Origin of the sequence: Microbacterium sp. Nx66, from assembly GCF_904066215.1 — a bacterium.
GTDB lineage: Bacteria > Actinomycetota > Actinomycetes > Actinomycetales > Microbacteriaceae > Microbacterium > Microbacterium meiriae.
Genome location: NZ_LR880474.1, coordinates 1,896,104 through 1,909,400, shown reverse-complemented (window position 1 = coordinate 1,909,400; position 13,297 = coordinate 1,896,104). Strand labels below are relative to the sequence as shown.

Sequence of the window (13,297 nt, the reverse complement as noted above, 5' to 3'; positions counted from 1 at the left end):
CCCAGTCTGCCAACGATCGCGGCAGAACGGTGGATGATCCATCACAAGATTGCGCGGATCCCTTGTGTGTGGCGCACAGGTTCGCCGTCTCGGTCAGCGCGGAGGGCGACGCAGCGGCGAACGGCGCCGGACCTGCTCCGCGGCTCCGATGGAGCCGAGGATGAGCGCGGTCTGCAGGATGAGCGCCTCGCGGGGCCCGGTCGCGTCCCACCCGATGACCTCGCTCACCCGCTTGAGGCGGTAGCGCACGGTATTGGGATGCACGAAGAGCTCGCGGGCCGTCGCCTCGAGGGACCGGCCGTTGTCCAGGTAGCTCCAGAGCGTCGTGACGAGGTCGGTCGAGTGCGCCTGCAACGGGCGGTAGATGCGCTCGATGAGGGTCTGCTTCGCGAGCGGATCGCCGGCGAGGGCGCGCTCGGGGAGCAGGTCGTCGGCCTCGACGGGCCGCGGTGCGCCGCGCCAGGCCCGGGCGACGGCGAATCCGGCCAGGGCCGCACGAGCACTCTGGCTGGCGTCGACGAGGGCGGCGACCGCCGGGCCCAGCACGACGAAGCCCGGGCCGAACGAGGGCTCCAGACGCGTGGCGATCTCCTGGAACCCGAGCTCCTCGTCCTCGCCCTCCTGACCCTCGACGCGCGCGCGTCCGAGCACGAGGACGAGTCGCGAGCCCTGTACCCCGATGAGCACGTCGACCGCGAGCTTGCGCGCGGTGCGGCGCACCAGATCGACGTCGAACTGCGGGGGCGTGGTCCCGACGAGGACAGCGACCTCCCCGTGACCGTGCCACCCGAGCGCGGCGATCCGGCTGGGCAGCTCCTCGTCGGCCTCGCCGGTGAGGATCGAGTCGACGACGAGCGCTTCGAGCCGTGCGTCCCAGAGGCCGCGGGCCTCGGCGGCGCGGGCGTAGACGTCGGCCGCCGCGAACGCCACGTCCCGCGAGTAGAGCAGGATGGCCTCTCGGAGATCCGCGCCCTTGCCCGCGACCCGCTCCTCGGTCACCTCGACGGTGACGCGGATGAGCTGGAGCGTCTGCTGCAGACTCACACTCCGCAGCAGTTCACGGGGAGCGGCGGCGAAGATGTCCGCGGCGATCCATGGGGTGGACGTGGGGTCGTCGTACCACTGGATGAATGACGTGATGCCCGCCTGCGCCACCAGCCCGACCGCGGAGCGGCGGGCCGGTGGCATGTCGGCGTACCAGGGGAGGGTGTCCTCCAGCCGCTTGATCGTCACCGTGGCGATGTCACCGGAGATCCGGCGGAGCCAGGTGAGCGTGGCGGCCTTGTCCATGCCGGCGGCGGAGGCAGCTGTCACCGAGGGCTCAGCTTTCGCCGCCTGCGTTGCCGCTCGTGCCGGCGTTCACGTCGTGCAGGCGGTACTTCTCGATGGCCTGAGCGGAGAGGCCGCGGTCGACCTTGCCCTCCTCAGCCAGTGCCTGCAGCGTGCGCACGACGATCGACGGTCCGTCGATCTTGAAGAAGCGGCGTGCCGCGGCACGGGTGTCCGAGAACCCGAAGCCGTCGGCGCCGAGCGTGGCGAAGCGGTTCGGAACCCACGGGCGGATCTGGTCCTGCACGGCGTGCATGAAGTCGCTGACCGCGACGACGGGACCCTCGGCGCCCTGGAGCTTCTGCGTGAGGTACGCGGTGCGCGGCTCCTGCTCCGGGTGGAGGAAGTTGTGCTCGTCGGCGGCGAGGCCGTCACGGCGCAGCTCGGTCCACGAGGTGACCGACCACACGTCGGCGACGACGCCCCAGTCCTTCTTCAGCAGCTCCTGCGCCTCGAGCGCCCACGGCAGACCGACGCCGGAGGCGAAGAGCTGCGCACGGGGGCCGTCGCCCTCGCCGATGGAGACGCGGTGGATACCGCGGACGATGCCGTCCACGTCCACGTCGGCCGGCTCGGCGGGCTGCACCATCGGCTCGTTGTACACGGTGAGGTAGTACATGACGTTCGGGTCCTCGTGCTGCCCGCCGTACATCCGCTCGAGACCGGAGCGCATGATGTGCGCGATCTCGTAGCCGTACGCGGGGTCGTAGGACACCGTCGCCGGGTTGGTGGAGGAGAGCAGGTGCGAGTGGCCGTCGGCGTGCTGGAGGCCCTCACCCGTCAGGGTCGTGCGTCCGGCGGTGGCGCCGATGATGAAGCCGCGGGCCATCTGGTCGCCGGCCGCCCACTGGGCGTCGCCGGTGCGCTGGAAACCGAACATCGAGTAGAAGATGTAGATCGGGATCAGCGGCTCGCCGTGCGTGGCGTACGAGGTGCCCGCTGCGGTGAACGCCGCGACGGCGCCGGCCTCGTTGATGCCGACGTGGACGATCTGGCCCTGCGGGCTCTCCTTGTAGGCGAGCAGCAGCTCCCGGTCGACCGAGGTGTAGTGCTGGCCGTTGGGGTTGTAGATCTTCGCGGTCGGGAAGTACGCGTCCATGCCGAACGTGCGCGCCTCGTCGGGGATGATCGGCACGATCCGGTGGCCGAACTCCTTCGAGCGCAGCAGGTCCTTCAGCAGGCGGACGAACGCCATGGTCGTGGCGATCTCCTGCGTGCCGGAGCCCTTCTTCGGCAGCGCGTAGGCGTTGTCCTCGGGCAGGGAGAGGCCCACGTGGGTCGAACGGCGCTCCGGGAGGAAGCCGCCGAGGGCCTTACGGCGCTCGAGCATGTACTGGATCGTCTCGTCCTGCGGTCCCGGGTTGTAGTACGGGGGCAGGTAGGGGTTCTCCTCGAGCTGCGCGTCCGTGATCGGGATGTGCATCGCGTCGCGGAACGTCTTGAGGTTGTCCAGCGTCATCTTCTTCATCTGGTGGGTCGCGTTGCGGCCCTCGAACTGCGGGCCGAGCCCGTAGCCCTTGACGGTCTTCGCGAGGATGACGGTCGGCTTGCCCTTGTGCTCGGTCGCGGCCTTGAAGGCGGCGTAGACCTTGCGGTAGTCGTGGCCACCGCGCTTCAGGTTCCAGATGTCGTCGTCGGAGTAGTCCTTGACCAGGGCGGCGGTGCGCTCGTCGCGGCCGAAGAAGTGCTCACGGATGTAGGCGCCGGACTCGGCCTTGTACGTCTGGTAGTCCCCGTCGGGGGTGACGTTCATGAGGTTGAGCAGCGCGCCCTCGGTGTCGCGGGCGAGCAGGTCGTCCCACTCCCGGCCCCAGACGACCTTGATGACGTTCCAGCCCGCGCCGCGGAAGAACGACTCGAGCTCCTGGACGATCTTGCCGTTGCCGCGCACCGGGCCGTCGAGGCGCTGCAGGTTGCAGTTGACGACGAAGGTGAGGTTGTCGAGACCCTCGTTCGCGGCGACCTGGAGCTGACCCCGGCTCTCGACCTCGTCCATCTCGCCGTCGCCGAGGAAGGCCCAGACGTGCGACTGCGAGGTGTCCTTGATGCCCCGGTTCTCGAGGTACTTGTTCGACATCGCCTGGTAGATGGCGTTGATCGGGCCGAGACCCATCGACACCGTCGGGAACTGCCAGTACTCCGGCATGAGGCGCGGGTGCGGGTACGAAGGGATGCCGTTCGGCGCGTGCGACTTCTCCTGGCGGAAGCCGTCGAGCTGGTCCTCGGTCAGGCGACCCTCGAGGAACGAGCGGGCATAGGTGCCGGGGGAGGCGTGGCCCTGGATGAAGATCTGGTCGGCACCACCGGGGTGGTCCGCGCCCTTGAAGAAGTGGTTGAAGCCCACTTCGTACAGCGCCGCGGAGGACGCGTAGGTCGAGATGTGACCGCCGACGCCGATGCCGGGGCGCTGGGCGCGGTGCACCGTGATGGCGGCGTTCCAGCGGATCCAGGCGCGGTAGCGGCGCTCGATCTCCTCGTCGCCGGGGAACTCGGGCTCGTTCTCCGGGGCGATGGTGTTGATGTAGTCGGTGGTCGGAACCATCGGCACGTTCAGGTGCAGTTCCTTGGAGCGCTTGAGCAGGCTGAGCATGATCTCGCGCCCGCGGCCGTGGCCCTTGGCGTCCACCAGCTCGTCGAGCGACTGCTGCCACTCACCGGTCTCTTCCGGATCGCTGTCGAGGGGGCCCTGAGAGTACGGATCCTGGTCGTGGACGGTCACGGGGGAACCTTTCGTCAAGCTGGCAGGTCATGCCAAGGAAACGGGAAGCGACACGGGCAGCCTTGTCGGCCGTGCACAACGCGCGCCGACCTCAGCCTAGCCCTCTTCCACGACACGGGTGCGCATCCGCGCCCGGATAGACTGAGCGCACCAGGGCCTTTAGCTCAGCTGGTAGAGCGCCACGTTTACACCGTGGATGTCGTCGGTTCGATCCCGGCAGGGCCCACCCGTATCGTTTGCAGCGGGGAGCGGCAATGGAGCGACGCATCGTCATCAGTGGGGCATCGGGCCTCATCGGATCCGCGCTCACCGCCGCGCTCCGCGCCGACGGGATCGACGTGAGCACCTTGGTGCGACGGGCCCCGCAGGCGGAGGGCGAGGTCGAGTGGGCGCCGGGCGACGCAGCCCTCGACCCGGATGTTCTCGCCGGCGCCGAGGCCGTCGTGGCCCTCGGCGGTGCGAGCGTCGGACGCCTGCCGTGGACGCGCGGGTATCGACGTCAACTCGTCGAATCGCGGCTCGACGCGACGAACACCCTCACCACCGCGCTGCGCGCCCTGCGCACCGACGCGCCGGCATTCCTCTCCGCCTCGGCCGTGGGGTACTACGGATCGGCGCCGGGCGAGGTGCTCACCGAGCACTCCGGACCCGGCAGCACCTTCCTCGCCGACCTCACCGTGCGGTGGGAGACCGCGGCGCGGCGCGCCGAGGACCACACGCGGGTCGCCCTGCTGCGGACGGCACCGGTGATCCATCGCCGGGGTGTGCTCCGTCCGATGATCACGCTCACGAAGCTCGGCGTCGCCGGCCCTCTGGGGACGGGCACGCAGATCTGGCCGTGGATCTCCTTGGAGGACGAGGTGCGCGGCATCCGCCATGTCCTCGATGAGAAGCTCGCGGGGCCCGTCAATCTCGCCGGACCCACGAGGGCATCAGCCAATGAGATCGGCCGCGCGCTCGCGCAGCGGATGCACCGGCCGTTCTGGCTGCCCGCTCCCCGGTGGGCGTTGCGCCTCGCCCTCGGCGATGCCGCCGAGTCGTTGCTGCTTCCCGACGCCAATGTGCGGCCGGAAGTGCTGGAGCAGTCCGGCTTCCGGTTCACCCATCGGACCGCAGCAGAGGCGGTCGCCGCGGCGGTGTGATGACGCTGCGATTCTCCCGGCGAGACCCCTGCCGTCACAGCGCCCGCGCTGTCAGGATGGGCGCATGGAGATCATCGAGAACTCGAAGCTCACCGTCGTCGGCGCGGGAAGCGTGGGGTCCAGCGTCGCCTACGCCGCGCTCATCCGTGGCTCGGCACGCCACGTCGCCCTGTACGACATCGCGACCGAGAAGGTCGAGGCCGAGGTGCTGGACCTCGCGCACGGCACGCAGTTCACGGGCAGCAGCGACATCATCGGCGGAAGTGACATCTCCGTGGCCGCAGGTTCCCATGTCGTGGTCATCACCGCGGGAGCGAAACAGAACCCTGGACAGACGCGCACCGAGCTCGCCGGGGTGAACGCCGGCATCATCCGGCGCATGATGCCGGAGCTGCTCGCCGTCGCGCCGAACGCCGTCTACGTCATCGTCACGAACCCGTGCGACGTGCTCACGGTCATCGCGCAGCAGGAGACCGGACTGCCGCCGGAGCGCATCTTCGCGTCGGGCACCGTGCTCGACACGTCTCGGCTGCGCTGGAAGCTGGGGGAGCGGGCGGGAGTGTCCACGGCGAGCGTGCACGCCCACATCATCGGAGAGCACGGCGACACCGAGTTCCCGCTCTGGTCGCGGGCGACGATCGGCACGGTCCCGATCCTCGACTGGGAGACCCCGGACCACCCGCGCTTCACCCTGGAGGAGCTGGACGAGATCGCCGTCGACGTCCGCGACGCCGCCTACAAGGTGATCCAGGGGAAGGGCGCCACGAACTATGCGATCGGACTCTCCAGCGCGCGCATCGTGGAGGCGATCCTCCGGGACGAGCATGCGGTGATGCCGGTGAGCACAGTGCTCCACGACTTCCACGGGATCGACGGCGTCGCCCTGTCCGTTCCGTCGATCGTCAGCGCCGCCGGCGCCGTGCCGATCCGCACGACCGCGTTCTCGGATCGGGAGCTCGGACTGCTGCGGGAGTCCGCCGACGCGCTCACCGCGGTCGCCGCATCCCTGCAGGCGTGACGGCGGTGGGGCGGCCGGCCATCCACCGCGTTCACCGACCGTGCGGATCGGTGCGGTTGAGCACCGCGACGACCTCGTCGTAGTCGCCACGAGCCTCGCCGTAGCGGAGGAACTTCACCCGCTCGACCTGGATCTCGGTCGCGTCGGGCTGGGTCTCGATGAGGGACATGACCTCGTCGATGAACGCGTCGAGGGGCAGAGCAGCATCGTTCTCCGCGTGCCCGGGCATGAGATCCGTGCGCACCGCCGGCGGTTCGAGCTCCTGCACCGCGACGGTCGTCCCCGCGAGCTGGAGCCGGAGCGACTCGCTGAGCATGTGGATCGCCGCCTTGCTCGCGTTGTACGTGGGCGTGACCTTCAGGGGCGCGAAGGCGAGACCGGAGGAGACGGTCATGATGGTCGCCGCGGGCTGGGCTCGCAGGTGCTCGATGAAGGCGGCGATGAGACGGATCGGGCCGAGGATGTTCGTCGTGACGGTCTCCTCGGCGGTGGACAGGAAGCCGGCCGGCGTGGTCCAGTCCTCCGCGCGCATGATGCCCGCCATCGTGATGAGCACGTTCAGCGTCGGGTGCGCGACGAGGACCGCGGCCGCGGCCTCGTCGATGCTTCCCGGGTCCGTGGTGTCGATGCGGACGGTGCGGAGTCCGGGATGCTCGGCGGCGATCGCGGCCAGCCGGTCCTCTCGTCGCCCTCCCACGATCACGGTGTTGCCGCGCTCCTGCAGTCGGAGTGCCAGCGCCAGACCGATCCCGCTCGTCGCGCCGGGGATGAAGATGGTGTTTCCGGTGATGTCCATGACCTCAGCCTCGGCGCTGCACCGGCGCCGTTCCAGAGAGGGCTGATCGGGGGATCGGCGGTCCCTGGATCCCGTCCGGTGTCCGGGGGATACTGCACGGATGGATCGCGATGCCCTGGCCGACTTCCTCCTGCGCCGTCGGGAGGCGCTCCGTCCCGCCGATGTGGGGCTGCCTGAGGGGCCGCGTCGGCGGACGGCGGGACTGCGGCGGGAGGAGGTCGCGCAGCTGGCGACCATGTCGACGGACTACTACACACGTCTCGAGCAGCGTCGGGGCCCGCAGCCGAGCGCGCAGATCCTCGCCGCCCTCGCTCGTGCCCTGCGTCTGTCATCCGACGAGCGCGACTACCTGTATCGACTGAGCGGGCTCAGCGCACCCGATCGGACGGTGGTCACCGATTACGTCCGCCCCGGCATCCTCCGCGTGCTCGATCGTCTGCACGACACCCCGGCGTTCGTGGTCTCGCCTCTCGACGAGGTGCTGGTGCAGAACGACGCCTCGCGGGCGTTGATCGGTGACGCGAGCGCCCTGACCGGCCTTGACCGGAGCGGCATCCATCGCTGGTTCGCGCGACCGGACGAGGAGCGACGCCGGTACCGGGAGGTCGATCACCCCCGGCAGTCCCGGGCACTGGTGGCGGCGCTGCGCGCGGCGTACGGAACGATGGGCGCGCGGTCGCGGGCCGGGGAGATCGTGGCCGACCTGTCGGAGCGCAGCCCCGAGTTCGTGCAGCTCTGGGCGGCCCACGAGGTCGCCCGTCGCTTCGAGCAGCACAAGGTGATCGTCCACCCGGAGCTGGGGGAGATCGAGGTGGACTGTCAGGCGCTGTTCACGGAGGACGAGTCACAGGCGCTCATCGTCCTGACGGCGCAGCCGGGCAGCGAGGCCGCCGGAAAGCTGGAGTTCCTGCGCGTCCTCGGCACGCAGAGCGTCTGAGCGGTCGTGACTCAGGATTCTTCGTGCACCGCGGGGTCACCGTCGAACAGGCGCCCGTCTGCGCGTCCGAGCGCCGTGATCGCAGCGACCTCCGCGTCATCGAGCACCACGGCGGCCGCGGCGAGGTTCGCGGCCTGATGCGCCGCGGAGGATGCCTTTGGAATCGCGACGGTCTCTCTGGCCACGTGCCAGGCGAGGACGGCCTGCGCCGGGGTGATGTCGTGAGCGGCGGCCACCTCGCGGACGACATCCTCGTCGAGGAGAGCCTGCGCGCGACCCAGCGGGCTCCAGGCCTCGGTGAGGATGCCGCGTTCGCTGTGATACGCCAGCTGCTCCTCCTGCGGGAAGTACGGGTGCACCTCGATCTGGTTCACGACCGGTCGGACCCCTGTCTCCCGCTCGATGCGCTCGAGATGCTCAGGGAGGAAGTTCGAGACGCCGATCTGGCGGACGACGCCGCGCGCCTGAGCGTCCACGAGAGCCGTCCATGCCTCGACGTACTCGTCCTGGCTCGGGTTCGGCCAGTGGATGAGGTGCAGGTCGGTCGCATCGAGGCCGAGGCGTGAGCGGCTCTCCTCGATGCTGGCTGTCGCCGTCGCGCGGGCGTGGTGCCGTCCGGGGAGCTTCGTCGTCACGATGACCTCGGAGCGGGGGATGCCTGCGGATGCGACGCCGCGCCCGACAGAGCCCTCGTTCTCGTAGTTGAAGGCCGAGTCAACGAGCCGGTATCCGGCACGGAGGGCCTGGGCGACGGCATCCGCTCCGGCGTCGCCGTTCAGGCGGTACGTCCCGAGGCCGAGAGCCGGCAGGGTGAAGCCGTTGTGGGCGCGGAAGGTGGGGACAGTGGTCATCGTTGCTCCTCCGTTGGCGTGCCTCCAGCGTAGAGCGAGTTGGCGGGTCGCGGCCCTCCGCGCGATGCTGGCAGGCATGACCCTGATCGTCGCGCTCTCATGACGGAGTCCGCCCGCTGCCCCTGTGCCTCCGGCGACACCTTCGCCGCCTGTTGCGGACCCCTCCTCGACGGTGCCCCGGCGCCGACCGCCGAGCGGCTGATGCGCTCGCGGTACACGGCGTTCGTACGGGAGGACGGGCCGTACCTGCTCCGCACCTGGCACCCGGATACGCGTCCGGAGGCGATCACCTTCGAGGCGGCCCTGAAATGGCGGCGGCTGGTGATCGTGGATCGCGTGGCGGGCGGCCCTTTCGACACTGTGGGCGTGGTCGAGTTCGAGGCCTTCTGGCGTCAGGGCGGCACGCGCGGATCGCTGCACGAGCGCAGCCGCTTCGTCCGGGAGGACCGGACGTGGTTCTACGTGGACGGCGACATCCGGTGATGCGGCGCTCGGCCCGGCAGCGACTAGATTTGAGAGCGTGAACGCCACCCCGGAGAACCAGCGCACCCTGCTCGACATCGCGGACCTCGACCGGCGCATCGCGCAGGCGGAACGAGCCCGCACCCGGCCGAGCCAGGCGGGCCGGATCGCCGAACTCGTCGCCATCCGGCAGGAGCAGCTCCGTGAGCTCACGGTTCTGACCGGTGCCAGGGATGACGCCCGCACGGAGCTTTCGCGGCTGGAGTCCGATGTCGCGCTCGCCGAGCAGCGCCGCGACCGCGATGCCCAGCGCCTCGCGGCAGCCACCAATCCGAAGGAGGCGCAGGCCCTGGAGCACGAGCTCGCCAGCCTCGCCAAGCGCCTGAGCGACCTCGAGGATGCCGAGCTCGACATCATGGGCCGGGTCGAGGAGGCCGACGCCGCCGTGGCCGCGCAGCAGGCCCTGTTGGACGCGACGACCGCGGAGGGCAGCGCTCTCACCGCCCAGGGCAAGGCCGACGTCGCTGCGGCGACCGAGCTCGGCGCCCAGCTCGCGCGCGACCGGGAGGCCGTCGCCGCCACGGTTCCCGCGCCCCTGCTCGCGGAGTATGATCGCCGCGCCGTGAACAGCGCCGGAGCCGCGCTCCTCACCCGCGGTACGTGCGAGGGGTGCCGGATGATGCTCCCCGGCACCGATCTCAACGACATCCGTCGCGCGCCAGAGGACGAGGTGGTCTCGTGCCCCGAGTGCGGCTGCATCCTCGTGCGCGCTGAGGAGTCGGGACTCTCGTCGTGAGCGCATCCGGCGCGCACCGCCCGTGACGGTGCCGGCGTCGGGCCCGGAGCGACGTCTCGCGCTGATCGGCCTCGGTGCGGGGGAGTACGCCGCGATCGAGCTGGACGAGCATGACGAGGAGCAGCAGCGCACCCTCCTCCCCGCGTCCGAACTCGCCGGCTGGGTGGCTGAGGTCGAAGCCGCCGACACGCCGCGATGGATCATCCGCAGTGCGGCGGAGATCTACGCGCTGCTGCTGAACGCCGGGGTCCGGATCACGCGCAGCCACGACCTCGTCCTCTGCCATGCGATCCTGCGCGACACCGCCATGGTGAACACCCCGCTGCCCCCGGCCGCGGGCTGGGAGCGTCGCGACCCGGTCGACACCACCCCCTCCCTGTTCGACGTCCTCGATGAGGAGTCGGGCGAAGACGCGATCACGGCGGCGCTCGAGCAGTACCGCGCGCAGCGGAACGTGATGGCGGAGGCAACGGACGGCCGCCTGACGTTGCTCTGCGCTGCGGAGTCGGCCGGCGGGCTGATCGCCGAGGAGATGCGCGTCGCGGGGCTGCCCTGGGACGCGGGGGTGCATGACGCGATCCTCACCGAGACGCTGGGTGCGCGTCCGGCAGCGGGCGGGCTGCCCCGACGGATGGTGGAACGCGGCGACGAGGTGCGGGCCCTGCTCGACGACCCCACGCTGCATCTGGACAGTCAGCCGAAGCTGCTGCGGGCCCTGCACCGTGTCGGCGTGTCGGTGGAGTCCACGAGCAAGTGGGAGCTGTCCGCCCACGAGCACCCGGTGATCGAACCGCTCCTCGCCTACAAGAAGCTGTCTCGCCTGCTCAGCGCGAACGGCTGGACCTGGTTGTCGGAATGGGTCCAGGACGGCCGCTTCCGTCCGGTGTACATCCCCGGGGGCGTCGTCACCGGACGGTGGGCATCGGCCGGCGGCGGTGCGCTGCAGCTGCCGCGCAACCTCCGCCCCGCCGTACGCGCGGATCCGGGCTGGGCACTCGTCGTCGCGGACGTCGCCCAGCTCGAGCCGCGGATGCTCGCGGCCATGGCGTCCGACGAGGCGATGGCGGACGCGGCGCGTGGTGGCGACCTCTACGCCGGCGTCGTCGCGTCCGGTGCCGTCGCGACGCGCGAGGAGGCGAAGTACGCGGTGCTGGGAGCGATGTACGGCGCCACCAGCGGCGACAGCGGGCGACTCGTTCCCCGGCTGCGGAAGGTGTACCCGCGCGCGATGGCGCTCGTCGACGACGCGGCGCGCGTGGGGGAGGACGGCGGCATCGTCTCGACCTGGCTCGGTCGCTCCTCGCCGCGTCCGTCCACGGAGTGGATGCGGCTGCAGGCCGACGCCACCGGCGCCGATGCCGACCCCGCCGTGGTCTCCCTCGCCCGCCGCCGCGCGCGGGAGTGGGGGCGCTTCACCCGGAACTTCATCGTCCAGGGCACCGCGGCCGAGTGGTCGCTCATCTGGCTCGCGGAGATCCGCCACCGCCTGGCGCAGCTCCCCGAGGTCTTCGGCGCCGCGGAGGCGTCAGGGCCGTTCGCCCGGGAACCGCACCTGGCGTTCTTCCTGCACGACGAGGTCATCCTGCACACGCCGCAGGAGCACGCGGAGGCCGCGGCCGACGCCGTCCGCGAGGCCGCCGCCGTCGCGACGACCCGCCTGTTCGGCACCTTTCCGATCGACGTGCCCCTCGACCTGCGCATCGCGGACTCCGCGGAGAAGTGAGGCCCCGTAGACTGGAGGGGCGAATGGGTCGACTGGACGGTCGCGTGGCGGGCAACCGCACCGAGGAACGTCCGGGCTCCACAGGGCAGGGCGGTGGGTAACACCCACCCGGAGTGATCCGCGAGATAGTGCCACAGAGAGCAGACCGCCCCGCGAGGGGTAAGGGTGAAAGGGTGGTGTAAGAGACCACCGGGGACCGTGGTGACACGGCCCGCCAGGTAAACCTCGCCCGGAGCAAGGTCAGACAGAGGATGATGACGCGGCTCGCCGAGTCCTCGGGTAGACCGCTGGAGCGGCACGGCAACGTGTCGCCGAGAGAGATGGCCGTCGAAGGGGCGAAGAACCCCGGAACAGAACCCGGCGTACAGGTCGGCCCATTCGCCCCGAACACAGAAGGCCCCGATGACTCCCGTCATCGGGGCCTTCTCTCGTTGGGTCCCTGAGCCCGTCGAAGGGTCAGTCGCCGGCGAGCGAGGCCGCGCCGATGATGCCGGAGTTGTTGCGGTGGATCGCGGGGACGATCGGCGTCTTCAGGTCGAGCAGCGGCAGGAAGTCGCCCGCGTTCTTCGACACGCCGCCGCCGACCACGAACAGGTCGGGGCTGAACAGGAACTCGATGTGGGAGTAGAACGCCTGCAGGCGCTCGGCCCACTCCTCCCAGCTCAGGCCCTCGCGCTCGCGCGCCGAGGTGGCCGCATACGTCTCGACGGACTCGTACTCGCGGAAGTTCAGGTGTCCGAGCTCCGTGTTCGGCAGCAGGACGCCGTCGTACAGGAACGCGGAGCCGATCCCGGTGCCGAGTGTGGTCAGCAGCGTGAAGCCGAGCACGTCGCGCGCCGCGCCGTGGCGGGCCTCCGCGACGCCGGCGGCGTCGGCGTCGTTCACGAAGACGATGTTCCGGCCGAGGCCGTCGCGGAAGAAGCGCTCGGCATCGAAGTCGATCCACTCCTTCGAGACGTTGGCGGCGGACAGCGTCTTCCCGCGCTTGACGATCGCGGGGAACGCCACTCCGAGCGGAAGGGTCGACTCGTGCACGTCCAGCGTCTTCAGGACGGTCTGGACCGCGACCAGGACGTCTTCCGGCGCCGCGCCGGCCGGAGTGGGCACACGTACCCGATCCGAGGCCATGGTGCCGTGTTCGAGGTCGACGATTCCCGCTTTGATGCCCGTGCCGCCGATGTCGACGCCGATCGCTTTTGCCATGGCCGATAGCTTAGCGACCACGGTGCACGCCAGTAGGATCGATGACATCACCCCAACCGCTCGCGGGAAGAAGGAGCAGCCATGACCGACGGCGATCACAAGTACTGGTACAACTCCGCCACGGGCGAGGTCGAGTTCGGCATGCTCTCGCCGTCCATCGACCGCATCGGTCCGTTCGACACGGAGGCCGAGGCGCACCGCGCCCCCGAGGTGCTCAAGGAGCGGTCGCGCGCCTGGGCCGAGGAAGAGGCCGCGGAGCAGGGCTGGGACGCGAAGCCCACCAGCGGCTTCGGTGCGGAGAAGGGCCAGGGCGCAGAGTAG

12 protein-coding genes, 1 tRNA gene and 1 other RNA gene are annotated in these 13,297 nt (G+C 70.3%); 9 read left to right on the top strand and 5 right to left on the bottom strand.

Annotation, left to right across the window (positions count from 1 at the left end; genetic code table 11):
* Positions 1-93: 93 nt before the first annotated feature.
* Together MICNX66_RS09060 and aceE are read right to left on the bottom strand one after the other, a co-directional pair.
* A complete protein-coding gene (locus MICNX66_RS09060; protein ID WP_187664166.1) occupies positions 94-1,290 on the bottom strand; it encodes a PucR family transcriptional regulator in 1,197 nt (398 codons plus the stop codon).
* Between the two features lie 31 nt (positions 1,291-1,321).
* Positions 1,322-4,048, bottom strand: coding sequence for a pyruvate dehydrogenase (acetyl-transferring), homodimeric type (aceE, locus tag MICNX66_RS09055; RefSeq protein ID WP_187661601.1), 2,727 nt, complete (start codon positions 4,046-4,048; stop codon positions 1,322-1,324).
* A gap of 153 nt (positions 4,049-4,201) precedes the next feature.
* On the opposite strand from aceE, the gene MICNX66_RS09050 reads away from it, so the two are divergent.
* The 3 genes from MICNX66_RS09050 to MICNX66_RS09040 all read left to right on the top strand — a co-directional run bounded on the left by MICNX66_RS09050 (position 4,202) and on the right by MICNX66_RS09040 (position 6,208).
* Positions 4,202-4,274: transfer RNA gene (locus MICNX66_RS09050), tRNA-Val, on the top strand.
* A 28-nt stretch (positions 4,275-4,302) separates the two neighbouring features.
* On the top strand, positions 4,303-5,190 hold the full coding sequence (locus tag MICNX66_RS09045; RefSeq protein WP_187661600.1) for a TIGR01777 family oxidoreductase: 888 nt from the start codon (positions 4,303-4,305) through the stop codon (positions 5,188-5,190).
* Between the two features lie 64 nt (positions 5,191-5,254).
* A complete protein-coding gene (locus MICNX66_RS09040; RefSeq protein ID WP_187661599.1) occupies positions 5,255-6,208 on the top strand; it encodes an L-lactate dehydrogenase in 954 nt (317 codons plus the stop codon).
* Positions 6,209-6,239: 31 nt separating this feature from the next.
* Here the strand turns inward: MICNX66_RS09040 and MICNX66_RS09035 are convergent, their stop codons facing one another.
* Positions 6,240-7,004 (bottom strand): SDR family oxidoreductase, encoded by a 765-nt coding sequence (locus MICNX66_RS09035; RefSeq protein ID WP_187661598.1) that lies wholly within the window; start codon positions 7,002-7,004, stop codon positions 6,240-6,242.
* Between the two features lie 100 nt (positions 7,005-7,104).
* Between MICNX66_RS09035 and MICNX66_RS09030 the strand changes: the two genes are divergently transcribed.
* Complete coding sequence (locus MICNX66_RS09030) at positions 7,105-7,941, top strand: helix-turn-helix transcriptional regulator (protein WP_187661597.1); 837 nt, start codon at positions 7,105-7,107, stop codon at positions 7,939-7,941.
* Positions 7,942-7,952: 11 nt separating this feature from the next.
* Here the strand turns inward: MICNX66_RS09030 and MICNX66_RS09025 are convergent, their stop codons facing one another.
* On the bottom strand, positions 7,953-8,792 hold the full coding sequence (locus tag MICNX66_RS09025; RefSeq protein ID WP_187661596.1) for an aldo/keto reductase: 840 nt from the start codon (positions 8,790-8,792) through the stop codon (positions 7,953-7,955).
* 99 nt (positions 8,793-8,891) lie between these two features.
* Between MICNX66_RS09025 and MICNX66_RS09020 the strand changes: the two genes are divergently transcribed.
* From MICNX66_RS09020 to rnpB, 4 genes are all read left to right on the top strand, one after another.
* Positions 8,892-9,275: a YchJ family protein gene (locus MICNX66_RS09020; RefSeq protein WP_187661595.1), complete on the top strand. Its 384-nt coding sequence runs from the start codon at positions 8,892-8,894 to the stop codon at positions 9,273-9,275.
* Positions 9,276-9,312: 37 nt separating this feature from the next.
* Positions 9,313-10,050: a zinc ribbon domain-containing protein gene (locus MICNX66_RS09015; protein WP_187661594.1), complete on the top strand. Its 738-nt coding sequence runs from the start codon at positions 9,313-9,315 to the stop codon at positions 10,048-10,050.
* 22 nt (positions 10,051-10,072) lie between these two features.
* Positions 10,073-11,773 (top strand): bifunctional 3'-5' exonuclease/DNA polymerase, encoded by a 1,701-nt coding sequence (locus tag MICNX66_RS09010; RefSeq protein ID WP_187661593.1) that lies wholly within the window; start codon positions 10,073-10,075, stop codon positions 11,771-11,773.
* A 24-nt stretch (positions 11,774-11,797) separates the two neighbouring features.
* Positions 11,798-12,154, top strand: an RNA gene (rnpB, locus tag MICNX66_RS09005) — RNase P RNA component class A.
* A gap of 75 nt (positions 12,155-12,229) precedes the next feature.
* Here rnpB and ppgK read toward each other — a convergent pair.
* Positions 12,230-12,976: a polyphosphate--glucose phosphotransferase gene (ppgK, locus tag MICNX66_RS09000; protein ID WP_025103605.1), complete on the bottom strand. Its 747-nt coding sequence runs from the start codon at positions 12,974-12,976 to the stop codon at positions 12,230-12,232.
* Positions 12,977-13,057: 81 nt separating this feature from the next.
* Here ppgK and MICNX66_RS08995 point away from each other — a divergent pair, with 81 nt between their 5' ends.
* Positions 13,058-13,297, top strand: a complete 240-nt coding sequence (locus MICNX66_RS08995) for an SPOR domain-containing protein (protein ID WP_187661592.1) — start codon at positions 13,058-13,060, stop codon at positions 13,295-13,297.

What these genes read in the sequence shown, in the direction of transcription:
- MICNX66_RS09060 (WP_187664166.1), bottom strand. Translation starts at nt 1,290, where the DNA reads ATGGACAAGGCCGCCACGCTCACCTGGCTCCGCCGGATCTCCGGTGAC.
- MICNX66_RS09045 (WP_187661600.1), top strand. Translation starts at nt 4,303, where the DNA reads ATGGAGCGACGCATCGTCATCAGTGGGGCATCGGGCCTCATCGGATCC.
- MICNX66_RS09040 (WP_187661599.1), top strand. Translation starts at nt 5,255, where the DNA reads ATGGAGATCATCGAGAACTCGAAGCTCACCGTCGTCGGCGCGGGAAGC.
- MICNX66_RS09035 (WP_187661598.1), bottom strand. Translation starts at nt 7,004, where the DNA reads ATGGACATCACCGGAAACACCATCTTCATCCCCGGCGCGACGAGCGGG.
- MICNX66_RS09030 (WP_187661597.1), top strand. Translation starts at nt 7,105, where the DNA reads ATGGATCGCGATGCCCTGGCCGACTTCCTCCTGCGCCGTCGGGAGGCG.
- MICNX66_RS09025 (WP_187661596.1), bottom strand. Translation starts at nt 8,792, where the DNA reads ATGACCACTGTCCCCACCTTCCGCGCCCACAACGGCTTCACCCTGCCG.
- MICNX66_RS09020 (WP_187661595.1), top strand. Translation starts at nt 8,892, where the DNA reads ATGACGGAGTCCGCCCGCTGCCCCTGTGCCTCCGGCGACACCTTCGCC.
- ppgK (WP_025103605.1), bottom strand. Translation starts at nt 12,976, where the DNA reads ATGGCAAAAGCGATCGGCGTCGACATCGGCGGCACGGGCATCAAAGCG.
- MICNX66_RS08995 (WP_187661592.1), top strand. Translation starts at nt 13,058, where the DNA reads ATGACCGACGGCGATCACAAGTACTGGTACAACTCCGCCACGGGCGAG.